Annotated in this window: 19 protein-coding genes and 1 pseudogene; 11 read left to right on the top strand and 9 right to left on the bottom strand. The window is 69.6% G+C overall.

The window, feature by feature from the left end; all coding sequences use genetic code 11:
* The first annotated feature begins 73 nt into the window (after positions 1 to 73).
* Entirely contained in the window at positions 74 to 808 is a 735-nt protein-coding gene (locus NS4_RS06610; RefSeq protein ID WP_063058593.1) for a DUF8020 domain-containing protein, read from the top strand.
* A gap of 68 nt (positions 809 to 876) precedes the next feature.
* Here the strand turns inward: NS4_RS06610 and NS4_RS06605 are convergent, their stop codons facing one another.
* Positions 877 to 1,926: a YeiH family protein gene (locus NS4_RS06605; RefSeq protein WP_084486919.1), complete on the bottom strand. Its 1,050-nt coding sequence runs from the start codon at positions 1,924 to 1,926 to the stop codon at positions 877 to 879.
* A 37-nt stretch (positions 1,927 to 1,963) separates the two neighbouring features.
* On the opposite strand from NS4_RS06605, the gene NS4_RS06600 reads away from it, so the two are divergent.
* The 3 genes and pseudogenes from NS4_RS06600 (at position 1,964) to NS4_RS06590 (ending at position 4,939) form a co-directional block, all read left to right on the top strand.
* Positions 1,964 to 2,869: a LysR family transcriptional regulator gene (locus tag NS4_RS06600; RefSeq protein WP_063058592.1), complete on the top strand. Its 906-nt coding sequence runs from the start codon at positions 1,964 to 1,966 to the stop codon at positions 2,867 to 2,869.
* Positions 2,870 to 2,909: 40 nt separating this feature from the next.
* Positions 2,910 to 3,760, top strand: a pseudogene (locus NS4_RS06595) (crotonase/enoyl-CoA hydratase family protein).
* Between the two features lie 126 nt (positions 3,761 to 3,886).
* Positions 3,887 to 4,939, top strand: coding sequence for a hypothetical protein (locus NS4_RS06590; RefSeq protein ID WP_063058591.1), 1,053 nt, complete (start codon positions 3,887 to 3,889; stop codon positions 4,937 to 4,939).
* A 43-nt stretch (positions 4,940 to 4,982) separates the two neighbouring features.
* On the opposite strand, the gene NS4_RS06585 is transcribed toward NS4_RS06590, so the two are convergent.
* A complete protein-coding gene (locus NS4_RS06585; RefSeq protein WP_063058590.1) occupies positions 4,983 to 5,813 on the bottom strand; it encodes an alpha/beta hydrolase in 831 nt (276 codons plus the stop codon).
* A 519-nt stretch (positions 5,814 to 6,332) separates the two neighbouring features.
* Between NS4_RS06585 and NS4_RS06575 the strand changes: the two genes are divergently transcribed.
* The gene (locus NS4_RS06575; RefSeq protein ID WP_439955761.1) at positions 6,333 to 7,541 is read left to right on the top strand and encodes an MFS transporter; all 1,209 of its coding nucleotides are present in this window, start codon (positions 6,333 to 6,335) and stop codon (positions 7,539 to 7,541) included.
* Between the two features lie 118 nt (positions 7,542 to 7,659).
* Here the strand turns inward: NS4_RS06575 and NS4_RS06570 are convergent, their stop codons facing one another.
* Positions 7,660 to 9,081 (bottom strand): hypothetical protein, encoded by a 1,422-nt coding sequence (locus NS4_RS06570; RefSeq protein ID WP_063058670.1) that lies wholly within the window; start codon positions 9,079 to 9,081, stop codon positions 7,660 to 7,662.
* Between the two features lie 431 nt (positions 9,082 to 9,512).
* On the opposite strand from NS4_RS06570, the gene NS4_RS06565 reads away from it, so the two are divergent.
* Complete coding sequence (locus tag NS4_RS06565) at positions 9,513 to 10,559, top strand: YdcF family protein (RefSeq protein ID WP_063058587.1); 1,047 nt, start codon at positions 9,513 to 9,515, stop codon at positions 10,557 to 10,559.
* Between the two features lie 62 nt (positions 10,560 to 10,621).
* Here the strand turns inward: NS4_RS06565 and NS4_RS06560 are convergent, their stop codons facing one another.
* Both NS4_RS06560 and NS4_RS06555 read right to left on the bottom strand, forming a co-directional pair.
* Positions 10,622 to 11,071 (bottom strand): hypothetical protein, encoded by a 450-nt coding sequence (locus NS4_RS06560; protein ID WP_063058586.1) that lies wholly within the window; start codon positions 11,069 to 11,071, stop codon positions 10,622 to 10,624.
* 52 nt (positions 11,072 to 11,123) lie between these two features.
* Positions 11,124 to 12,101, bottom strand: a complete 978-nt coding sequence (locus NS4_RS06555) for an oxidoreductase (RefSeq protein WP_063058585.1) — start codon at positions 12,099 to 12,101, stop codon at positions 11,124 to 11,126.
* Positions 12,102 to 12,156: 55 nt separating this feature from the next.
* On the opposite strand from NS4_RS06555, the gene NS4_RS06550 reads away from it, so the two are divergent.
* A complete protein-coding gene (locus tag NS4_RS06550; RefSeq protein WP_063058584.1) occupies positions 12,157 to 12,564 on the top strand; it encodes a MerR family transcriptional regulator in 408 nt (135 codons plus the stop codon).
* A 184-nt stretch (positions 12,565 to 12,748) separates the two neighbouring features.
* Here NS4_RS06550 and NS4_RS06545 read toward each other — a convergent pair whose 3' ends face one another.
* From NS4_RS06545 to NS4_RS06530, 4 genes are all read right to left on the bottom strand, one after another.
* Positions 12,749 to 14,077, bottom strand: a complete 1,329-nt coding sequence (locus NS4_RS06545; protein ID WP_063058583.1) for an FAD-dependent oxidoreductase — start codon at positions 14,075 to 14,077, stop codon at positions 12,749 to 12,751.
* Between the two features lie 62 nt (positions 14,078 to 14,139).
* Positions 14,140 to 14,925 (bottom strand): SDR family NAD(P)-dependent oxidoreductase, encoded by a 786-nt coding sequence (locus tag NS4_RS06540; protein ID WP_063058668.1) that lies wholly within the window; start codon positions 14,923 to 14,925, stop codon positions 14,140 to 14,142.
* Positions 14,926 to 14,960: 35 nt separating this feature from the next.
* The gene (locus tag NS4_RS06535; RefSeq protein WP_157105919.1) at positions 14,961 to 16,004 is read right to left on the bottom strand and encodes an extracellular solute-binding protein; all 1,044 of its coding nucleotides are present in this window, start codon (positions 16,002 to 16,004) and stop codon (positions 14,961 to 14,963) included.
* A gap of 113 nt (positions 16,005 to 16,117) precedes the next feature.
* Positions 16,118 to 18,064, bottom strand: coding sequence for an oxidoreductase (locus NS4_RS06530; RefSeq protein ID WP_063058582.1), 1,947 nt, complete (start codon positions 18,062 to 18,064; stop codon positions 16,118 to 16,120).
* Positions 18,065 to 18,184: 120 nt separating this feature from the next.
* On the opposite strand from NS4_RS06530, the gene NS4_RS06525 reads away from it, so the two are divergent.
* Genes NS4_RS06525 through NS4_RS06510 form a run of 4 tightly spaced genes read left to right on the top strand, consistent with a single transcriptional unit; the run spans position 18,185 to position 22,904 of the window.
* Positions 18,185 to 19,222 (top strand): ABC transporter substrate-binding protein, encoded by a 1,038-nt coding sequence (locus NS4_RS06525; protein ID WP_063058581.1) that lies wholly within the window; start codon positions 18,185 to 18,187, stop codon positions 19,220 to 19,222.
* A gap of 37 nt (positions 19,223 to 19,259) precedes the next feature.
* On the top strand, positions 19,260 to 20,042 hold the full coding sequence (locus tag NS4_RS06520) for an SDR family NAD(P)-dependent oxidoreductase (RefSeq protein WP_063058580.1): 783 nt from the start codon (positions 19,260 to 19,262) through the stop codon (positions 20,040 to 20,042).
* A 1-nt stretch (position 20,043) separates the two neighbouring features.
* Complete coding sequence (locus NS4_RS06515; protein ID WP_063058579.1) at positions 20,044 to 21,207, top strand: ABC transporter ATP-binding protein; 1,164 nt, start codon at positions 20,044 to 20,046, stop codon at positions 21,205 to 21,207.
* Entirely contained in the window at positions 21,207 to 22,904 is a 1,698-nt protein-coding gene (locus NS4_RS06510; protein ID WP_063058578.1) for an ABC transporter permease, read from the top strand. Before NS4_RS06515 ends, NS4_RS06510 begins: the two co-directional genes overlap by 1 nt.
* Positions 22,905 to 22,919: the final 15 nt, after the last annotated feature.

The raw sequence follows: 22,919 nt of genomic DNA, 5'->3' as shown, positions 1-22,919 counted from the left end.
CCTCGCCCACCGATACGTCCGCGGCGCGATCCGGTGCCGGCGGCCCGCCTCGATCAACTGATGAGGACACACCATGAAATTCCGAACCAGCGTAGCGACGGCCGCGATAGCGGTGGCCTCCCTCGGCGCGGCGGCCGCCCCGGCCTACGCCCAGCCCGCGCCCGTACCGCGGGAACTCACCTACGAGATCACCCAGGAGGGCGCCTCCGCGGTGGTGGACACGAACGGGAAATGGCAGCTGGCGGGTGACCAGCTGATCCTGAAGGCCGTCGACGACACACCGCTGACCACGGTCCCGCTGACCTACCGCAAGGACGATCTCGCCTACCCGATCGCGGCCCGGATCGAGGGCGGCACCGCGGTGCTCACCCCGCAGCGCGACGGCGGCGTTCCGGTGGCGCCGGTGCACGCGCCGGTGATCACCCCCGAGCAGGCGGGTAAGGAGATCGCCGAGCAGTTCACTCCACGAGACCTGCAGGCGCTGGGCGTGTTCACCCAGCGCGCGACCATGAGCGCCGCCATCGCCGGAGCGATCGGCGCGGTGCTCGGCGGCAGCCTCGGCTGTGTCCTGGGCGCCGCGACCGGCGCGCTGGTGTCCAGCCCGATCGCCCTGCTGCTGGTGCCGTTCGTCGGGGCCACCATCGGCGGTTGCGTGGCGGGCGCGGCGACGCTCGGCGCCGCGGGCGGGATCATCGGTGCCTTCCTCATCGGCGGCCCGGTCGCCGTGTTCGCCGCCTTCCAGTACTTCTCGACCATTCTGTCGCCGTGCCCGCCGGAACATCCGGCCTGCCGGCCCAGTACGCCCTAGGCCGGCCGGATCCGGATCACTCGGCCGGCCGTTCCGGGCGACGGAACGGCCGGCCGTCGCGGCGTATCTCATCGCCATCCCGTCGCGTACTGCAGTGCCAGCGCGGACACCGCGAGCGTCACGGCCAGAATGCCACCGAACAGCAGCGGGCGCGGTCCGGCCGCGCGCAGCCGCTGCCAGGTGAGCGAGGTGCCGATCGCGGCGAGGACCGCGGCCACGAGCCAGGAACTGAGTCCGGCGAGCCGGTCGGTCCAGCCGACCGGCAGCACGCCGAGCCCGGCGACGATCGATGCCGCGACGAACAGCACGACGAACGGCGGGACGCTGCGCCACAGCGGAGCGCGCGGTGCCGACGGTGCGGTGCGGCGGGCGGACAGGTGCAGGCCGAGACACAGCGGGACGATCATCAGGCTGCGCACCAGTTTCACGATCACCGCGAAACTCGCCGCCGCCGGGCCGAAGGCGATACCCGCGGCAAGCACCGAGGAGGTGTCGTTGACCGCGGTGCCCGCCCACAGTCCGAACGCCCGCTCCGACATACCCAGCAGTCGGCCGAGCGGCGGATACACCAGCACCGCGGCGATATTGAAGACGAAAATGGTGCCGAGCGCGTAGGCCACCCGTTCGCGGGCCGGTTTCAGGACCGCGGTGGCGGCGGCGATCGCGGACGCGCCGCAGATGGCGGACCCCGCCGCGATCAATACCGCCGATTCGCGGTGCAGCGCCAGCAGCCGGCCCACCACGACCGCGGTCACGGCCGCTACACCCAGTGTGCCCAGCAGCACCACGGCGGTTTCCCGGCCGACGGTGAGCACCGCGTCCAGGGGCAGCCCGAGGCCCATCAGGACGATCGCGACGCCCAGCAGATGCTGCCGTGCCCAGTCCACCCCGGGGCCGAACCGGTCCGACTGTGCGACCCGCCCACCCAGGGCCGCCCCGCAGGCCAGCGCCAGTACCGGCGCTCCCGCGAGCGGGACGGCAACGGCCAGTGCGGTGGCCACGGTCGCCAGCGCGGCCGCCAGTATCAGGCCCGGAAACCTGCGATACACCTCGTTCACCCCTGTGACCTTGCTGAACGTCGGCGCGCGCCGGTAGCCGCCGATTCCGGAGGACCTCATAAGAAAACCTGATGACCGGCGATCCATAATCGATGTCGTGACCCTGCCGCCCACCACCCCGGACCTCGCGGTGCTCGACCTGCTGGTCTCCGTGGCGGATACCGGCAGCCTCGGCGCCGCGGCCCGGCGGCACGGAATGACCCAGCCCGCCGCGAGTATGCGGATCAGTGCCCTCGAGCGGCGATTGCGGTTACGGTTGCTCGACCGGGGCCCCACCGGTTCCACGCTCACCGAACCAGGTCGCGCCGTGGTCGATCAGGCGCGCACGGTGCTCGACGCGGCCCGGACGTTCAACGAGACCGTCGCCGCCCTGCATGCCGCCGATACTCCCCGCCTGCGCATCGCGGCCTCCAAAACGATTGCCGACCACCGGATACCACAGTGGCTGGCCGATCTGCGCGGGGTCCGTCCGGATATCGCGGTGTCACTGGAGGTCGACAACACGGCCCAGGTGGAGGCCATGGTGCGTGCGGGTGCGGCCGATATCGGATTCGTCGAGGGCCCGCACCCGCCAGCCGATCTCGGCGGACGCGTGCTCGGCGCGGACGAACTGCTGGTGGTGGTGGGGCCCACGCATCCGTGGGCCGCTCGTACCCATCCGGTGAGCCTGCGCGAGCTGGCGGCGACCCCGCTGCTGTGGCGCGAGTCCGGGTCCGGGACCCGGGAAACGGTCCAGGAGATTCTGAGCTCCTACAGTCCGCCGGCACCGCCCGCTGCCGAACTCGGCTCGGCGGTCGCCATCGTCGCGGCCGCGCGCAGCGGGATGGCGCCGGCGGTGCTCAGTACTCTGGTCGCCGCGCCGGAACTGGCCGCCGGTGCGTTGCATCAGGTCGCGCTGGCCGATTCGGTAGTTCTGACCAGGCAGTTCCGTGCCATCTGGCGGCGCGGCCACCCGCCGGCGGATGCGGCGGAAATACTTGTACGGTGCGCGACCGCCCGGTGAACCGATCCGTATCCGGGACACAGATGGCATGCTGTCCCGTATGGCCGCTATTCGCCTCGATATCTCCGACTCCGTCGCCACCATCACCCTCGATCGCCCGACAAACTCAACGCCTTCACCACGGCGATGGGCTACGAGCTGATCGAGGCGTTCGACACCTGCGACCGCGACGACGCGGTACGCGCGGTGGTGCTCACCGGGGCCGGACGCGCCTTCTGCGCCGGCGCGGACCTGTCCGCCGGCGCGGAAACCTTCGTCGCCCCCGAGGACGCGGCGACCGGGGACTTCCGCGACGGTGGCGGGGAACTGGTGCTGCGGATATTCGAATCCCGCAAACCCATCATCGCCGCGATCAACGGGCCCGCCGTCGGGGTGGGCATCACCATGACGCTGGCGGCCGATTTCCGGCTGGCGGCCGACAACGCCCGGATCGGTTTCGTGTTCAACCGGCGCGGTATCGTCCCGGAATCCTGTTCCAGCTGGTTTCTGCCGCGCCTGGTGTCCATGCAGAAGGCGCTGGACTGGGTGTATTCGGGTCGGCTTGTCGATGCGGCCGAGGCGCACGAGGCCGGACTGTTCTACGGGCTGTATCCGGCGGAGAGCCTGCTCGAACAGGCCTATGCGCTGGCGCGCCGGATCACCGAGCATTCCGCTCCGGTTTCGGTGGCGCTGTCGCGGCAGATGCTGTGGCGCGGGCTGGGCGCCGATCACCCGATGATCGCGCACCGGGTCGAGTCGCGTGGCATCCACAGCCGGGGTGCCAGCGCCGATGCCAAGGAAGGCGTGTCGTCGTTCCTGGAGAAGCGGCCCGCGCGGTATCCCGACAGTGTGGCCCGCGATCTGCCGGAGATCTTCGGCGACGATCTGCCGGTACCGCCGTTCCAGCGCTGACCCGGAATCGTCACTGCGAGTGTACTTTCGGTGACAGATACCTGGGCAAAGGTGAGTTCGCAAAAGTGCGCGCGGGGATCGGTGCGGGTCTAGGATCTGGGGCACAACAAGTTTCGGAGGTGCTGCATGCCGGACGAAGTCCTGGCGCCCAACATCGAGCTTTTCTCCCGCAACGGTTTCGCCGGTCCGAACACGACCATCGTGCGCGCCCAGTACCGGCCCCGTTTCCTGCACGCCCGTGGCGAATACGTGCCGCGGCGCTTCCACACCTGGGATCTACCCGCCGCTGTTTTCGCCGAGCCGAAAGCCCTACCGGTCCCGATTCTCGAGGGTGAGGGCATCGGCTTCGAGCTGAACCGGCGCTCGACCGCGATGTCCTTCGGTTACGTCAATGTCCGGTCCGACGAACTGCACTACATCGTGTCCGGGCGCGGTGAACTCGACACCGAGGTGGGCACACTCGACGTACGGGCCGGGGATATCGTGCTGATTCCGCGCGCGGTCACCTACCGGTGGGGCGAGATCGCCGAGGAGATCAACGAGTTCATCGTGGTCACCGCCTCCGAACTCCACCTCGACCCCGAAGGCGCGCCCGGCACCTTCAATCCCGATCTGCACCTGGACCGGCCCACGCCGCACGGCCGCCCCGGGCTACCGGTAGCAGACGAATACGAGGTGGTCGTCCGCACCGGCGATACCTTCACGTCGTATTTCTACGATGTCGATCCCATTCCGTGCCTCGACGTACTCGGCGCCCCGCTCGTCGTCCGGTTCAACCTCGAGCATGTGCAGGGCCTCGCCGTCGCGGAGGGAGGTCTCGCCCCGGCGCGGCTCATGAGCAGCACCTCGGGCAACGATTTCGTCTTCGGCACCGGTAGCCGGCGCAGTACCCGCCCGCCGGTCCATCACAACGCCGACTTCGACGAGGTCATCTGCTACGCCATGGGGCCCTCGCCGTGGGGCTCGGTCGATACGCCCGGGACCGTCACCTGGACGCCCAAGGGGCTGCTGCACCAGGGACCCGAAGAGGATGTGCAGCCCGGCTACCGCGCGTTTCTCATCGAGACCAGGTCGAACCTGACCATGACCCCCGCCGGCCGCGATATCGCGCATCTGATGGAAACCGATCAGTACGGTGTCCATCCGGCCGAAGGGCAGACAGCGGCGGCCGCCCGCTGAGCACGGTGTTGCGGCCGGTTCGATGAAGGAGCCGGTCGCAGCACTAGGTCAGCCGATCGAGCCAGCGCACCAGGGTCTCGGTCCCGTGCCGGAATCCGGCGGACCTGGGCCGGTTGAGGAAACCGTGCCGTGTACCGGGCACGATCACGTGCTCGGTCTCGATCCCGGCCTCGGTGAGTTCCCCGGCGAAGGTGGTACTCGACGCGCTCAACGAGTCGTAGGCGGCGTCGAGCAGCAGGACCGGCGGCAGTCCGGTCAGCTTGGCTCCACCCGGGAAGACGTCGGGATCGCGCAGCAGTTCTTCCGAGCCCACATAGTTGAGATTCATCCGCCGGATGACCTCCGGGGTGAAAGTGCCGATCCGACGCCGTCCGCGCAGCCGGGCGCGCACCGGTTCCGGGAGCGGGGGGAGTTCGGCGTGCAGGGTGGCATAGGCCAGGATCAGCCCGGCCGGTCCCGGCCCACTCGAGTCGCGTAGCCGCAGCGCGGCGGATGCGGCGAGGCAGGCGCCCGCGCTGGCGCCCCCGAGCACGGTCCGGGGCTCGTCGGTCATCAGGTCCGCGACCGCGGTGAGTACATCGTCGAGCGGCGCCGGATACCGGTTGTCCGACGGGTGGTACCTCGGCGGGCCCCACACCCGGAACCGGGGGACCAGCGCGTAGTCGACGGTGCGTACCCGGCGCCCGGACGCGGCGACCCGCAGGGCCACCGCATGTGATTCCAGCTGGTCGAGCCCGCCCGAGACAAACGCTCCACCGTGGATCCACAGCAGCGACGGGGCCGCCGGGTCCGGTGCGGCGGGAAGATACTCGCGGATCGGTATCCGGCCCCGGAGTCCGGAAAGGTGCCTGTCACGGATCTGCGTATCGCCCATCCATAGTCCTCGATCCGGGATCCTGCCCCGCCCGGACGGCGTCCGCGGGGTCACGTATCGCGTGTACCGCCGGCTCGCCGACGTACGGTCCCGGCGATGGTATCTCCGAGTTGCCGCGGCCCGGCACCGACCCGGTATCGCCGACCGCGGCGCCAGTGGTGGTCAGTGCCTTCCTCTTGTCTCTGCCCGGATTGTCTCTGGCCGGACGAGGCCGATGGCCCCGGCGGCCGAGCCCGACGGTGAACAGCACGCCGGGCCCGACGACTCGACGGATGAGCGTGGCGGCGGCCACGAAGGCGAGCAGGCCGGCGGCGGGACCAGCGGTCGTGACCACGATCATCCGGCGCCGCACGCGAGATGATCGCTGATTCCGTGTGCCGGGACTCGGCGGCCGTCGGGCGTCTCACCTCGAATTACGCCGTTCATACCGGACATACCGGTCACTTGTGCCGGGCCCGGGTGCCCCAACTCACAGCGGTGTACGGAAACCTCGCCGCAGGTCGCCTGTTGCACGAAAGCGTGACTTCCACCGCTACCACCACGGCGAGCACAGCTGTCGCTGTCCCTCCCCGCACCGGCTGGCATCTACCGGCGATGCTGGCCCTTGCGCTCGGCGGCTTCGGTATCGGCACCACCGAATTCGTCACGATGGGGCTGCTCCCCGATATCGCCGGTGCTTTCGCGGTCTCCGAGCCGACCGCCGGGCACGCGGTCTCCGCCTATGCGCTCGGGGTGGTGGTCGGTGCGCCGGTGATCGCGGCCGCCTGCGCGAAGGTGGCGCGTAAGCGGCTGCTGGTGGTCCTCATGGCGGCCTTCGCGATCGGCAATCTCGCCTCGGCACTCGCGCCGAACTTCGCCACCATGGTCGCCGCCCGGTTCGTCTCCGGGCTCCCGCACGGCGCCTATTTCGGTGTGGCCTCGCTGGCGGCCGCGACCCTGGCCCCGGCCGGGCAGCGCGCCAAGGCCGTGGCCGCGGTGATGCTCGGGTTGAGTACCGCGAATGTGGTCGGTGTCCCGGCGGCGACCTGGCTGGGGCAGCATCTCGGGTGGCGCAGTGCTTTCGTGGTGGTCGCCGTGATCGGGGTGGCCACGGTGGCCGCGCTGCTGCGTTTCGTCCCGCCGCTGACGGCGATCGTGACCACCAATCCACTCACCGAACTCGGTGCGCTGCGCCGGCCGCAGGTCCTGCTCACCCTCGCGGTGGGCGCCATCGGCTTCGGCGGCATGTTCGCCGTCTACACGTATGTGAGCACCACCCTCACCGATGTCGCGGGTATGGGAGCGGGCCTGGTGCCGCTGGTGCTCGCGCTCTTCGGTGTCGGCATGGTGCTGGGCAATATCGGTGGCGGGGTGCTCGCCGATCGCGGGGTGGACCGCTCGATCTTCGTGGCCCTGGGCGCCATGACGGTCGTGCTGCTCGGCTTCGTCGCCGCGGCGCACAACCCCATCACCGCCGGAATCGGTGCCCTTCTGGTGGGTGCCACGGGCGCCGCGTTGGCGCCCGGACTGCAGACCCGGCTGATGGATGTGGCCGCCGACGCGCAGACCCTGGCCGCGGCGCTCAACCACGCGGCCCTGAACATCGCCAATGCCGCCGGCGCCTGGCTGGGCGGCCTGGTGATCGCGGCCGGTTACGGCTATACGGCGCCGGCGCTGGTCGGCGCGGGTCTGGCGGCTCTCGGCGTCGCGTTGTTCACCGTGACCGTGTGGGCCGCTCACCGCTGCTGAACCTCTGCTCGGGCACCCATCGAGCCGGCGTCCGCGGGTACCCGCCCCTCCGGCACCGTCGGCCCTGTCAGGGGGCCATCCAGCTCGGCGGATCCGATCGTTCTGCGCGGGGGCGTACTCAGGGAGCGATGCGCAGCATCCGTCCGACGGTGGCCTGCCAGTATGAACGATCGGGACCGATGGTCCCGGTGAGCTGCAGGGTTTCGTCCAGCGGCGCGATACCCACCGGCCGGTGCGCCCGCAGCTCACCGGTGCCGAAATCCACCGCCGTGTAGTACACCGGACCCACCTGCTGGATCCCGCCGCCGGGCGGAAGCGGCCCGTAGGAGAGTCCGTAGATCAGGCCGTCCGCGCGCGACAGCCGGGGCAGCGAGGCCATCCGGTCCCCGGTCTCCCAGATCCGGCGGCACCCGGTCTCCGAGACATCGATGCGGGTCATACCGCCGGTGAACACCGCATTCGGTGGGTCGCTGGGGCCGGATGTCGCAGCCGGTGGATAGCCGAACCCGTAGGTGCTGGGGATCACCAGGGAATTTCCCCAGGCCATCGGTGAGTTCTCGGTGCCCTGTCCGGAGGTTCCGAAGGCCGGGGTCCGGCACACCTGCGTTCCGTCGTCGGCCCGGTAGACGAGCAGATCCGGGCGTTCGGCACCATCGACGATTGCCACCCATTCGTCACCGCCGGGGCCGAAATAGGTCGGTGTGGTACCGGATCCGGGCCCGAGCTGACCGGGTTTGCGGATCATGCCCGCCGCGTAGGGCTGCCGCCAGACCACCTCGGGCACACCGGAGTCCCCGGCCCGCATCTCGTAGAGCGCGCGGGTGGTGAGGACCGAGGTACCGTCCCGGCGCACGCTCAGCCCGTTGGTGAGTTTCTCGCCCTCGGGCAGGCGGGTCGCCGTCGCGCGGCCGGTGGGGTCGACAGTGCCGATCACCCCGCCGGTGGTGGCGAACCAGATGCGGCCCGCGTAGTCGGGCGCCACACCGGTGATCGCGTCGCCGGCCGGAATGCTGTCCGCGATGTCGACCCGCTCGTCGACGAACAACTCCCAGCGGCCACCGGCGGCGCGCCGGTGCCCGACCTCGACTATCGCGCCCGACCCGTCGGCGACGACCACGTGGTCGCGGCTGTCGAGATAGCCGTACACCCCACCCAGCAGACCGCCTTTCGCCAGCTGCAGTGAGGCGACGGGGGCCGCGGAGACCGGGTCGAAGAGTTTCACCGTCGGCACGGCGACGCCCGGTGGGGTGAGTCCGGCGTAGCCGGTGCACAGCGCCACCGCCATACCGTCGGACGCGACGAACGTGGCGCTGCAGGCCCCACCCGGTACCGAGGAGGCGGCGAGCCGGCCGTCCGGCCCGGGACCGGGATGCCCGGTACTGTCGCTGGACGCGAGATCGCCGTGGATCAGCGAGGTTCCGGCCGGCCCGAGGTCGGGGATCGCCGGGTCCGCGGCTGCGGACCCGGCGGCCCCGGCCACCATCAGTACGGACACCACCACCGGCAACACCTGGCGCACTATTGCGCTGTAGCACCGCATGGACCACATCCCTCCGTCTCGCCGCACGCACCCGGATCCGTTCCGGCGAGCGGGTTCCGGGAACATGGCGGCGGGCTTCGTACTGCGGGCAGCATACGGGGGTGCGCGGACCACCGAGCGTCTTCCGCGCCCTGCGGCTCCGGAAGAAGTCGGTCTCTCGCGGCCGGACCACGGGCTGTGTCGGCACGATGCAGATCTCCTGGGTGTCGAAGCTCCGTGACTCCGGAAACGGCGGGTGAGTTCCCGCGCCGTGATGGTTTTGCCCGCCCGAACGTGTCGTGCGGCCGGATGATCAGCCGGGCGAGCGTCTCGGGACGAGCCACATCCGTATGGAGCCTTACCTACTCCGCGCCGAGGCGAACGTCGGGCAACTTTTCGGGTATCCGGCCGGAGTAGCGGCAGTTTCGACCGTAACGGTGGAGGAGGAGAGAGTGGATCCTGCGGTATTGCTCGTGGCGGGTTGGGCGGCGGGGGTGTTCGGCGCTACCCGGCTCGGCCGGGAGCCTCGCCGGTTGTCCACGGGTTTCTTCCTGCTCGCGGCGGTAGCGCTGGTCCTCGCCGGTGCGGGAGCCGCGGCCGCGCGGCTGGCCGACCCGTCCGGCCCGCAATCGGTTTCGGTGCTCCTGGGCGCACTCTTCTCGCTGGGTGTGATCGTAGTAGGCCTCGGGCTGCTCACGAACGGCATCACCGTCGCCCGGCGCGAAGGGGTGCGACCGATCACCATGACCCCCGTGGTGGTGGGACTCGGTCTCCTCGTGCTGCCTCTCGCGGCATTGCTCGCCCTACGGCGCGGACCCGCCGTACCGCACTGGCTGATGCTCGTCGCCGCCACGGCCACCCTCGTGGGCGTCTACCTGCTGGCACATCTGCTCGCCTTCGCCGGGCACGCCGTGCTCTACGGCAAAATCCCCGACGAGACGGGCGCGGATGCCGTGGTGGTCCTGGGCTGCGGCCTGAACCGCAACCGTGTCACTCCTCTGCTCGCGGCCCGCTTGAACCGCGCGATCCAGGTCTATCGTGCCGAAACGGTGAGCGGGCGCACGCCGGTCCTCGTCACCTCCGGGGGGAGGGGCAGCGACGAGACACTCAGTGAGGCCGACGCGATGGCCGCCTACCTCGTCGCAGCCGGCATCGCCGAGACGTCGATCCTGCGGGAACGCGGCTCACGCAATACCGAGGAGAATCTGCGCAACACCGTGGACCTGCTCCATCGGCACGGTCTCGACACCGCCGAATGCCTGATCACGGTCGTCACCAGTAACTTCCATGTACTCCGCACCGCGGCGCTGACCCGCCGGCTCGGCATCCGGGCCCATGTCGTCGGCGCCCGCACCGCGCGCTACTTCATCCCCGCCGCTTTCCTGCGCGAGTTCGTAGCCGTCCTGACCACACACTATCGGCGCACCCACCTGGCGGTCGCCGCCGCCACGGTCGTCACCCTCGCCGCCGCCGGGGTCGACGCCTACTTGTCCGTGTGAGTTCCGGCCTTCCGGCGGCCGGGCGGGGCCGGGAATTCCGGCGCACCCGGGCGGGGTGCCGGTCAGGGGCGGGAACGCTCGATCTCGCCCGGTCCGAGCGCGGTTTCGTGAACGGTCAGCCAGCGGTACCGGTTCTCGTCCGGGTCGGCGCGCAGTACCGCGGTCGTCCGCCGGTACTGCCTGGTGTCGCCGTCGCGGTGCTCTTCCACGAAGCGCACCACGGTGAGATCGGCCGAGGCGCAGACTGTCTCGACATCCGACACTTCGATGACCAGGCCCGGGCGACTGTTGCGGGCCCGGTGCAGGCCCGCGAGCAGTTCGGTTTTCCGCACTACCGCGCCCGCGACCGTCACCATCGAGAAATCGTCGTGCTGAGCGTCGGCGAATCCGTCCAGCACCTGAGGAGACGCGGGTGTGCCGAGCCAGGTGGCCAGCAGCGAGTGGACCCGTTCGACCTCCGACCGCGCATCCAACGGTTCGGCGGTATCGGGTGGTCCACTCGTATCGGCCATAGCCGGCACAGTACCGGCCGGGAGCGAACTCGACCGGCACCCGCGCCCGGTCTCATCGGTACCGGGCCGGGGAACCGCCGAACCCGTCCACCCCGGTGAGTTCGACCGACAGCGTCCACAGCCGGGCCGCGGCGTCCCGGTCGGTTGCCCACGGCTTGACGCCGCCGACGAGCATATCGTCGTCGAGGGCCGCTTCGGCGATATCGCAGTCCTGGCAGTACGCGCCGCCGCGGCCGTGTAACAGCGGTGAGGTGGCGGCCCACACCGCGGTGGCCGCTCCCTGCGCCGGGGTCTTGAAACCCGGGGCGATACGGCCGTCGTCGGTGAGCCAGCCCTGGGCGAGCTGCTCGGACCGGGGAATACGCCGCTGCAGCGGGGTGAGGATACTACCCGGGTGTACCGCGAAGGCGTGCAGTCCATCGGTCGCGCCGAGCTCGTCGAGGTGCACAGCGAACAGTGCGTTGGCGGTTTTGGACTGTCCGTACGCGGCCCAGTGATCGTAGTCGTGCAGGAAATGCGGATCGTCCCAGCGGATACCGGAGAGGAAATGCCCGGACGACGATACCGAGACCACTCGCGCGCCGGTCCGGGCGAACGCGGGCCGCAGCGCGGTGATCAGCGCGAAGTGGCCGAGATGGTTGATGGCGAAATGTGCCTCCCACCCGGGCCCGATGTGCTGGACCGGATAGGCCATCACGCCCGCGTTACCGATCACGATATCGAGTACCGGACCTTTCTCCCGGAACTGCTCGGCGAAACCCCGTATGTTGTCCGGGTCGGCCAGATCCAGTGGCAGCACCTGCGTGCGCGGGACGTCCCGGAGGGCCGTGGCGGCCACCGCGGGTCGGCGCGCGGGCACGATCACCTGTGCTCCCGCCCGGGCGAGTGCGGTGGTGGCCGCCAGTCCGAGACCCGAGTATCCGCCGGTGATCAAGGCGTTGCGGCCGGTGAGATCGAGACCTGCCAGGACGTCATCCGCGGTGCTGTGGGGGCCGAACCCGGAGCCGAGCTTGTGCTGTGTCGTGGTCATCGGACGAACGCTAGGGTCTAGAGCGCGATCTAGGTCAAGCCATGAGAGTCGGTGTATGAGCGAACTGTCCATCGGAGATGTGGCGAAGGCGACCGGGCTGGGGATACACGCATTGCGTTTCTTCGAACGGGAGAAGCTCTTCCTGCGGCCGATTCCGCGTACGGCGGGCGGGCGTCGGGTCTACGACACCGCCGATGTGGAATGGCTGCTGCTGTGCAAACGGCTGCGCGACTCGGGTATGCCGATCGCGACCGTGCAGAAATTCGCCGAACTGGTCCGGTCCGGGCCGGGGAACGAGGCGCAGCGGTTGGCGTTGCTCGAGGAGCACCAGCAGTCGGTCGAGGCCAAGATAGCCGAGCTCGGCGCGAGTCTCCGCATTATTCGCGACAAGGTCGGCACCTATCGGGAACATATGGCGGAAGGGACCGCGGCAGGCCTCTGGTCTCCTACGCGACGGGCGTAGGGAAACCGGCTACGGCCGAGCCCTCGGTGCCGCGTCGCACCCGACCGGCCGCTCGGACTGCAGTGGTGAGCCCGCGGGCCGCCACCGCGGGCGCGGAGCGGGGCGGGGCGCCCGGCGACTGGGGTGACCGGTGCCCTCCGCCCCTACTCCGAAAGTCGTGTACCGAAAGCGCTCGGGACTGCGCTCAGACCGCGACCGGCCGGTCTGCCGCGGTATCGGCCGCGGCGAGGCCGAAGACGAGTGCCGGTGCGATACCGCCCGCGTACGCGTTGTCGTAGAGACCGCCGATATCGGACCCCGCCGCGTACAGACCGTCGATCGGGTCGCCCGCGGTGGAGAGCACCCGGGCGGCGGCGTCGATGCGGATCCCGTGGAACGGGAAGGTCAGCGCCGGACAGGTTTCGATGATGTAGTAGGGGCCCCGGTCCAGCGGCTGTGCGTCATAGGTGCGGGTGGGGGCCACCGTGTCCCCGGCGGCGTTCACCGCACGGATCTGTTCGGCGATGGCGGCCCCGTCGTAACCCCATTCCTCCGGCAGGTAGGCGAAATCGTCGAGGGTCTCGGCGATGCCGCAACGCCCCTCGCGGCGCCGGGTGAGATCGAATTTGTCGACCGCCACCGCGCCTTCGACATAGCTGCCGAGCACCCGGTCACGGTAGACCCGTTCGTCGGCGACGAGCAGCCCCCGGGCCTGCGGCTGTTCGAGCAACCGCATGGCGGTCAAGTGGTCGCCCAGGGTTTCGTCGGTGAAACGCCGGCTGTCCAGGTTGAACAGCAGGGCGTGTTCGCTGTAGTACAGCGACAGTGCCACGAAATCGGCGGGGTCGCGGAACGGAACCTGCGTCGGCACCAGGTGCCCGTAGAACCCGGAGTTCGGCGTACCGGTGGCGGCACCGACCCCGGTGGCCAGCCGCAGTCCGTCTCCGGCGCTCGCCGGATTGGAGCGCAACTGCATGGCCGGTGCCTGCGGATGGATGTTCTCGGCGACTAGTTCGGCATCGGCCTGGAAGCCGCCGGTGGCGAGTATGACTGCGGTGCAGTGGATCTCGAGTTCGATCCCGTCCGGGCCCCGGACCCGTGCCCCGGTCACGGCCTCGCCGTCGGTGAGCAGCCGGACGGTCTCGGTGCCGGTGAACAATTGCGCGGCGGCGGTGATCCGGCGCCGGCATTCGTCGATGTACTGGTTGGTGTCGAATTGGTGCCCGATCCCGTACCGGAGCACGGGGACCGGATCACCGCACTGCACCCCGAGCGCGCGGACCCACGCGAGGGCCGCGGGGAACCCGTCGACCAGCGCGTGGCGCAGTGCCGGATCGCCGTCCGGGTTCACCTCGTCCATCACCGCGCGGGTGGGCGCGGTCCAGGCGTAGCCGGCGTATCGTGCCGACCCGCCGACCGCATCGGCCTTCTCCACCACCACGACCGAGCGTCCCCGGTCGAGGGATCGGGTGGCAGCGGTGAGGCCGGCCATTCCCGCGCCGATCACCAGTACATCTGTGTCGATTGTCCGCATACGTGTTTCCTTGTCGCTCGTTTCGCGGGTCGGCGCCCGCCGTCGATCCGGGCCCGGCCGGCTCATACCGTGAACCTGCCGCCATTGCTGAGCAGCACGGCGCCGATGACATTGGCGGCCCCGGCGGAGGCGAGGTACAGGATGTTGTCGGCCAGTTCCGCGGCGGTCGCGTAGCCGCGTGGGGCGCCGTCGGCCATGGCCGCACGCAGATGCGCCGGGGTCCGGGCCGCCATTCCGGTATCCACCGGGCCGGGCGCCACGGTGTTCACCCGGATCCCGAAATGCGCGGCCTCCTTGGCCACCGACTGGCTCAGCGCGTGCACGCCCGCCTTCGAGGCCGCGTAGTGCGGGTATCCGGTGAGCGTGTCGAAGGCCGCCGACGATCCCACGGTGACGATCGCACCGCCGCCGGTCTCCTTCATCGCCCGGACCGCCGCGCGCAGCACATAGAAGGTGCCGTCCAGATTCACCGAGAGGATCCGCCGCCACTGCTCGTCGCCGAGATGGGTGAGAACATCGGCGGGTCGGCGCTGTTCGGCCGCCTCGTAGATCCGCTGTTTGCTGTGCGGATCGTCGACACCCGCCGCGTGGACCACCACATCGACGCGGCCGTGGTCGCCGAGCGCGGTGGCGAAGGCGCTGTCCACCTGGGCCGACTCGGCCACGTCCAGTTCGATCGCGGTCGCGCCGGGGATATCGGCTGCGATACGCCCCGCCGCCTGCCGGTCGATATCGCACAGGTAGACCGCTCGGGCCCCCCGCCGGGCGAGCAGGCGGGCGGTGGCGGCGCCGATGCCCGAACCCGCTCCGGTCACCAGGGCCACCTTGTCGCCGAACTGTGCCGCCATGGTCTTCTCCTCGTCCCCCGTTCGCGCATCGCCGGTCACTGGAAGATGCCCTCCCACTCGTTGCGATAGCGTTCGGCGCCTTCGCCGATCGTGACCTCGAGGTTCTGGTCGGGGACGTCCTGCGCGACCGCCAGCGCCCCGTCGATATCGGGCAGCACGGCGCCGTAGCCGGGTGAGGTCGCCTGCTGGCCCAGCCGGCTCACCATGAAATCGGCGAGCACCTGGGCGGCGTTGGGGTGCGGCGCCGAGCCGAGCGCCAGCCCGTACCATCTCGCACCCCATACGTGCGGGCCCTCGGTCCAGGCGACCGGTGCTCCCGCGGCCCGTTCGGGCAGCATCGGATTGCACATGAGCGCCGCCACGATCTCTCCGGAGGCCAGGGCCTGTCCCAGGGGTTGGCTGCTCGGGTAGATCCGCGGATTGTTCCGCGCGAGCTGCCGCAGGAAATCCCGTCCGCCGTAGTTCTCCTCGATGTGGTCGTAGTAGTCGATATAGGTCGGTGAGGTGGCCGGGGTGACGATGCCGACCTTGCCTTTCAGGGCGGGGTCCAGCAGATCCTGCGCGGTGCGGATGCCCTTGGGATAGGCGGCGGTGTTCCAGCCGAAGCCCAGGATCACCGCGCCCTCGAGGAAGAACTTCCCCTCGATGACGCTGTCCGCCCGGCGGTATTCGGGCGCGTCGAACGCGGGCCCGACCACCTCCACGGCGGCATCGGTGCCCGCGGCCTGCTGCATCCAGGACACATCGGTGATGACCGCGATATCGCCGGCGCCCTTTCCGGTTCGCGATTCCGCGTCGATCCGGGAGAGCAGGTCGGCATCGACACCCCGCACCACGGTGAGATCGATCTGCGGATAAGCGGTTTCGAACGCCTTCTCCAGGTCCGTGAGCACCGGCTGGGCCTGGGTGGAGTAGATGGTGACCGCGCCTTCGGTGTTCGCCGCGGCGACCACCTCCTCCCAGGTGCCGGCGACCGGCCGGGAGACCTCGCCGGTCCCGCCGCAGCCCGCCAGGGCCAAGGCGAGGGAGCCGACTATGGCGGCTGTTCTCAGTACGTGCGCTCGCAGGGTTTTTCGCATGGGTACCTCATCATTTCGGTTGTCCTGGGGTAGCGGCTCCGGCAGGTGGTTTCGGACGGCCGGACGCGTCCGATTTCCGGAAGTGCCTGGGGCGGGGTCGGCTCCGGCGCCGGTCACCCGGCCCGGACGCGGGAGCGGCTGCCGCTGCCGAGCACGGCCGTCGCGGCGGCACGGCCCTCGGCGATCGCATGGGAGACCCGCCGGGGCACCACCGCGTCGCCGATGATCTGGACCCGGGCGTGCGCCGACTCCTGCGTGAACGACTGCCAGTCGGTGGCCTGTCGCTCACCCGCGACCATTACTCGGTCGCAGGTCAGTTCGGACATACGGCCGGAGAGAAGATTCCGGTAGGCCACCACGGTCTGCGACTCCTGCCGCCTCACCTCCGACACCGCGGCCTCGACGACGAACTCCACCGGGCGGCCCGCCAGGCGCCGCCGCAACTGGACCCTGCTCTCCGTCGGGATGCTCGCGGCGACGGCCGGTCCGGGGACGAGTACGGTGACCTGGCTCGCGCCGCCCGCGAGGGCGGCCTCCACCACGCCGAGGGCGGGCCAGTAGCCGAAACCGTCGTCGACGACCACCACCCGGTCACCGGGCCATATCTGCCAGGGATCGATCAGGGCCGCGGTGGTCGTCGCGGTGCCGGGGGTCGCGGTTTCGGTGGCGCCGGTCGCCACGATCACCTCGTCGTATCCGGCGAGATCCGCAGGTCGCGCACGGTAGCCCAGTTCCAGCGCGGCGCCGCCGAGATTGTCCTGGTAGTAGCGCAGCAGCGCCGACCAGCCGGTCCGGTTCGGCGCCTGCGCCGCGGTGCGCAACTGGCCACCGATCCAGCGGGTCGCCTCGAAGACGGTGACGGTGTGGGTCGGGGCCAACCGGAAGGCGGCTTCCAATCCCGCCGGCCCGGCGCCGACGATCGCCACCCGCGGCCCCCGGTCCGGTGCCGGACCGAACCGCAACGGCCGAGCCGGGCGGGCCGACTGCCCGGGCGGCGCCAGGTCCGGGTTCACCGAGCAGAGCAGGACCGGGGTGAACGACCGGCAGTCCTCGTTGCAGGAAACACACGGGCGGATCCGGCTGTCGTCGCCGCGCAGCAGCTTCCGTGCGATATCGGGGTCGGCGACGAAGGGCCGCGCCATGCCGACCAGGTCGGCACCCGCGGCGAGCGCAGCCTCGATATCCACCCGGGACCGGAACGCCTGGGAGACCAGCAGCGGCCGGTCGGTGGCCGCGCGTAACCGGTGCAGTTCCGGGAGCAGCGGGGGACCGGCGGTCGCCATATCGCGGACGTAGGTGGTACGAACGCCCACCGTCACATTGATGTAGTCGAACATGCCCAGCAGCGGCAGCAGTTCGCAGAGGCCGTCGGTGTCCATCCCGGCCTCTTCGGCGCCGTCGATCGAGACACGCACGCCGAGTACGAGTTCCGGGCACGCCGCGGTGATCGCGGTGTGCAGCCGGTGCAGTATCGCGGCGCGTCCGGTGAGGGTGCCCGCGTCCGGTCGGGTGTTCGAGGCCGCGGACAGGAACTGGGCCAGCAGGTATCCGTGCGCGGCGTGCAGTTCCACCGCGGCGAATCCCGCCTTCGCGGCGTGCCGGGAACTGAGCACGAAGGCGTCGACGAGCGCGTCGATATCGTCGTCGGACAGTACGCGCGCCCGCACCGGTTCGCGGGGGGAGCGAACGGGCGAGGGCGCCACCGGGTGCTCCCAGATCTCCGCGCCCAGCGTTTCGCGTCCCAAATGGACCAGTTGACAGACCGCCACCGCGCCTTCCTCGGTGATGGCGCGGGCGCGCCGGCGCAGTCCGGGCAGCCCCGCGGGATCGGAGGCGTCGGTGATATTGCCGGTGCGGTTGCCCGATTCCGAGCCGACCACGGTGCCGCCGGCGATCACCATGGCAGCGCCGCCCGCCGCGCAGCGCCGCCAGTAGTCCTCGTCGCCGGGCTGGGCCGTACCCGCGCTGACCGCCCCGGACCCGTGCGCGGTGGCCACGAGACGGTTGCGCAGCGTCAGGGAGCCGATCCGCAGCGGGGACGACATATGAGGGGAGCTCACGGTTCCTCCTTGAACTGGATTCACTTCATATTATTGCCACACAGTGATTGACACCACAATGGGTATGACATAGTTTCAAACTGACATCAGTTCAGTTCGCGGGATGTGGGTATTCGCACCATGAAGTTGTTGTTCAAGGCCACGGCGGCCGCGACGGCCCTCGCTGTCATTTCGGTTCTCACGGCGTGCGGGTCGAGCCCGGGCACCACCGGACCCGTATCGGGCGCCTGGTCCGACGTCGAGGCGGCCGCCGAGAAAGAGAGCAGCGTTCTGCTCTACTCGAGCCAGAAACCCGCCAACCTGGAACGGCTGGAGAAGGCGTTCGAAACGAAGTACCCCCGCATAGACCTGGAATTCGTGCGCGGTACCGACGCCGATATCAACCCGCGGGTGGAAACGGAGAACCGCACCGGGCGCGGCACGGCGGACGTCCATATGCTCACCGATGCGACCTGGGTCGCCAATGCCGCTCGATCGGGCAGTTATTCGGCCGATCTCGTCGGCCCCCATCTGCAGGCGCCGGAGTACCGGCCGGAAACCAGTGTGCTGGGGAACCGGTTCGCGCTGAGCAGTGCGGCCGTCTTCGCGCTCGGCTGGAACACCGCCGCGGTACCGGGCGGTCTGCGCACCCCGCAGGACCTGCTCGATCCGAAATACCGGGGCAAGATCGGCATCGTCAACCCCACCGGCATCGCGTCCTATGTCGATCTCTACCGCTTCTACGCGCGGACCTACGGCGAGGACTACTGGGACCGGATCGCCGAGTTGAAACCGCGCATCTATCCGAGCGCGCTCGGTATCGCCCAGGCGCTCACCTCCGGTGAGATCGTGGCCACCCCGTCGGTGCAGCCGCTGGTCACCGAGGTGGCCGCCGGCGCCCCGGTCGATTGGGCGCTGCCGCCGCAGCCCTGGGGCACACCGTGGTACACCCACGCGCTGAGTGTCGCGCCGCATCCGAACGCGGCGCAGGTCCTGGTCGACTTCATGACGACCCGCGAGGGCCAGACCGCCCTCAACGACGGATATGCCGCGGCACTGCCGGATATCCCGGGCGCGGTCGTGCAGGCGCAGGAGATCGCCGCTCCGGACACCGCCGACCTCACCCCGGACAAGGTCACCGAGTACTCGCAGGAATGGGCGCGGCGTTTCCAGAGCTGATCGGGCTCCGATTCACACCGACCGACGAAGGACAGGCATGGACAACAGGGCCGAACCCCTGCAGGGCACCCACGTGCTGGTGACCGGGGCCTCCGGTGGGATCGGCGGGGCGACCGCCGAACTGTTCGCCGCCAGGGGCGCGACCGTCTACCTCACCGACGTGGACGATATCGCGGGCCGGAAGCGGGCGCTGGCGCTCGGCCCCCGGGCCCACTACCACCATCTGGACGTCACCGACGAGGGCGACTGGCACGCCGTGGCGACCGCGATGGAGCAGGCCGGACACCCGATGAACGTACTGGTGAACAGTGCCGGGACCGCGCTGAAGGCGCCCTTGGCGCAGACGACGCTCGCGCAGTTCCGCCGGATGATCGACCAGCATCTGGTCGGTACGTTCCTCGGATTGCGGACCGCCGCGGCGGCCATGACCGGCGGGGGCACCATCGTGACCATCTCATCGTTGCGCGGTGTCCTGGCGACCGCCGAGCTCGGCGCCTACGGCGCGGCGAAATCCGGTGTCCGGGCACTGACGAAGGTCGCGGCGCTGGAATTGGCCGAGCACGGTATCCGGGTCAATTCGGTCTGTCCCGGCAGTATCACCACCGAGATCACCTCGGCGCCCGGTTTCGCCGCCGACGATATGGAGACATACGTCCGCAGTATTCCGATGCGGCGCCGCGGCTCGCCCGACGAGGTGGCGGTGGTGATCGCCTTCCTGGCGACCGCCGACAGCAGCTATGTCACCGGTATCGATCTGCTGGTCGACGGCGGGACCGCCGCCGGTGTCCGCACACCCAAACTCTCGACTCGGAAGGCATGAGATGACGTCGCAATTCACCGTTTCCGGCCTCACCAAGACCTACGGCGCGAATATCGTCGTCGATCAGCTCGATCTCACCATCGAAGAGGGTGAATTCCTGGTCCTGCTCGGGCCCAGCGGCTGCGGGAAGACCACGACCCTGCGGTGCCTGGCGGGTCTGGAGACCCCGCAGGGCGGTTCCATCGCGTTCAAGGACCACACGGTGTTCGATGCCGCGGCCCGGGTGAACGTGCCCGCGCACAAACGCAATATCGGCATGGTCTTCCAGTCGTACGCGCTGTGGCCGCATATGACGGTGCGCAAGAACATCGGCTATCCGCTGAAGGTGCGCAAGATGAAGGACGCCGTCGCCGGAGGCGCGGTGGAGGCCGCCGCCGAGATGGTCGACTGCGCGCAACTGCTCGACCGCTACCCCTCGCAGCTCAGCGGTGGCCAGCAGCAGCGGGTGGCGGTGGCCCGCGGCCTGGTGGCGCGGCCCGATCTGGTGCTCTTCGACGAACCGCTGAGCAATCTGGACGCCCGCCTGCGCGATCAGGTACGCACCCAGATCCACCGGCTGCACCAGCAGCTCGGATTCACCGCGGTATTCGTCACCCACGACCAGTCCGAGGCCTTCGCTCTCGGAGACCGCCTGGCCATCATGAAGGCGGGCAGGATCGAGCAGTACGACGCGCCGGAACGAGTATTCGAGAACCCGGTCTCGGACTATGTCGCCGCCTTCATCGGGATGAGCAACCGGTTGTCGCTGCGGCGCGGCCACGACGGGTGGAGTACCGCGGCGGGCGATCCGATAGATCTCACCCACGCGGTGGTCCGGGCGCGTGCCGACGAGAAGAATGCCGCGGTGGCCCGGTTGCGCCCCGACGATGTCCTGCTGCACGCCACGGCCGACGAGGTACCGCTGGGCAATGTGGCGCTGCACGCCGAACTGGTCACCTACGAATACGGCGGCCGCTACTTCGATGTCACCGTCGAAACCGGCGGCGAACAGCTGATCCTGCGGGCGCCCGCGGCCCAGCACAGTTCGGCGCTGCGCGGGAGCCGGCCGGGAGCGCCGCTGGTGGTCAGCTTCTCGCCCGCGAGCCTGCGGGTCTTCCCGGTCTCGGGCGAAACTCCGGCCGAGGCCCCCGAGCCGGTGGCCGTCACGGCGGGAGGGAACGCCTGATGGCTACTGTGTCCACAGCCGCGGGCCGCTCGTACGCCGTCCCGGCACAGTGGCGGTCACGCCTCGGCTACGCCGCACTGCTCGCCGTCCTGGGCTATCTGGTGGTGCTGCCGATGATCCGGCTGCAATCGCTGGCCTTCGAGGACGGCGCCCGCGGGTATCGCGCGCAGTACACCCGCTTCGATATCGGCTCGACCATCCAGACCACCATCGCGCTGGCGCTGGGGTCGCTGGTGATCGCGATGGTGCTCGGCACTCTGCTGGCCTTCGCCGCGAGCCGGATGCCCGACCGGCTCGGTTTCCTGCGGATCATTCCGATCCTGCCGATCGTGATGCCGGCGGTGGCCAATATCGTCGGCTGGGCGTTCCTGCTGTCCCCGGGGCCGGGGTACCTCAATGTGCTGCTGCGGAAGCTACCGTGGTGGAGCGGTTCGGATTCCGGGCCGATCGATGTCTACACGGTGCCGTGGATCATCATCCTGACCGGTTTCGGCCTGACCTCGTTCGTCTATCTGTTCGTCAGCGCCGGAATGCAGAACATCAGCGCCGAACATCTCGAAGCCGCGCAGATCAGCGGATCGTCGACCGTGGGCGTGTTCTTCCGGGTCGTCCTGCCACTGCTGCGGCCCTCGCTGATCTACGGCGGCGGTATCGCCCTGCTGCTCGGGCTGGGACAGTTCACCGGGCCGCTGCTGCTCGGCCAGAACTACGGCGTGAAGGTGCTGACCACCGAGATGTACCGGCGGGTATCGGAATCACCCTCGGATTTCGCCGCCGCCGCGGCGGCCGGTTCCCCGCTGGTGATCTTCGGGCTGGTGCTGGTGCTGATCCAGAAGGGTCTGCTGGGCAACCAGTCGCGGTTCGTCACGCACGGCGGGAAGGCCTTCGCGCCGGCCGGTGGGCGGTCGCTGTGGGCCACCGTCACCATCGTCGTCTACGCGCTGTTCGCTCTGGTCATTCCGCTGATCGGACTGGTCATCGTCTCGTTGACGCCCTACTGGTCGGGTTCGCTGTCGTGGGATCTGCTGACGCTGGACAACTTCCGCACCCTGGTCGCCGACAACGCCATCGTGGAATCGGTGCTCACCAGCGTGTCGACCTCGCTGGCCGCCGTGGTCATCTGTGTACCGATGGGCTACCTGATGGCGACTCTGCTGGTGCGGGGACGGCAGTTCAAGGTGCTCGCCCTGCTGGCCGATCTCGTCACGGCGCTGCCGCTGGGGATTCCGGCGGTCATCTTCGGTGTCGGGTTCCTGCTCACCTACACCGAGCCGCCGCTCATCCTGTACGGCACCAAAACCGTCATCATCCTGGTCTACATCGTCCTGATGCTGCCGTACGCGACCAGAATGCAGATGACGGCGATGCTCTCGCTCGGCAACACATACAGTGAGGCATCGGCGACCAGCGGCGCGTCGCCGCTGGTGACGAACCTGCGCATCATGCTGCCGCTGATGCGGCCCACCATCCTCAGCGCCGTCGCGCTGATGTTCATCCTGCTGACCCACGAATTCGCGGCGTCGCTGCTGGTGCGTGCCTCGACCACCCAGGTGATGGGCACCCTGCTGTTCGATCTGTGGCAGAACGGGTCCTATCCGCTGGTCGCCGCCATGGCCCTGCTGATGACCGCGGTCACCACCGCCGGTGTCGCGGTCGCGATGCTGGTGGGCGGCCGGAACGTCCTGAACAAACTGTGACGCGGAGCTGTCTGC

This window comes from Nocardia sienata NBRC 100364 (genome assembly GCF_001613205.1).
In the GTDB taxonomy this organism is placed as follows: Bacteria; Actinomycetota; Actinomycetes; order Mycobacteriales; family Mycobacteriaceae; genus Nocardia; species Nocardia sienata.
Note: the sequence above shows the minus strand (reverse complement) of the source record. Positions and strands in the feature narration are given on the sequence as shown.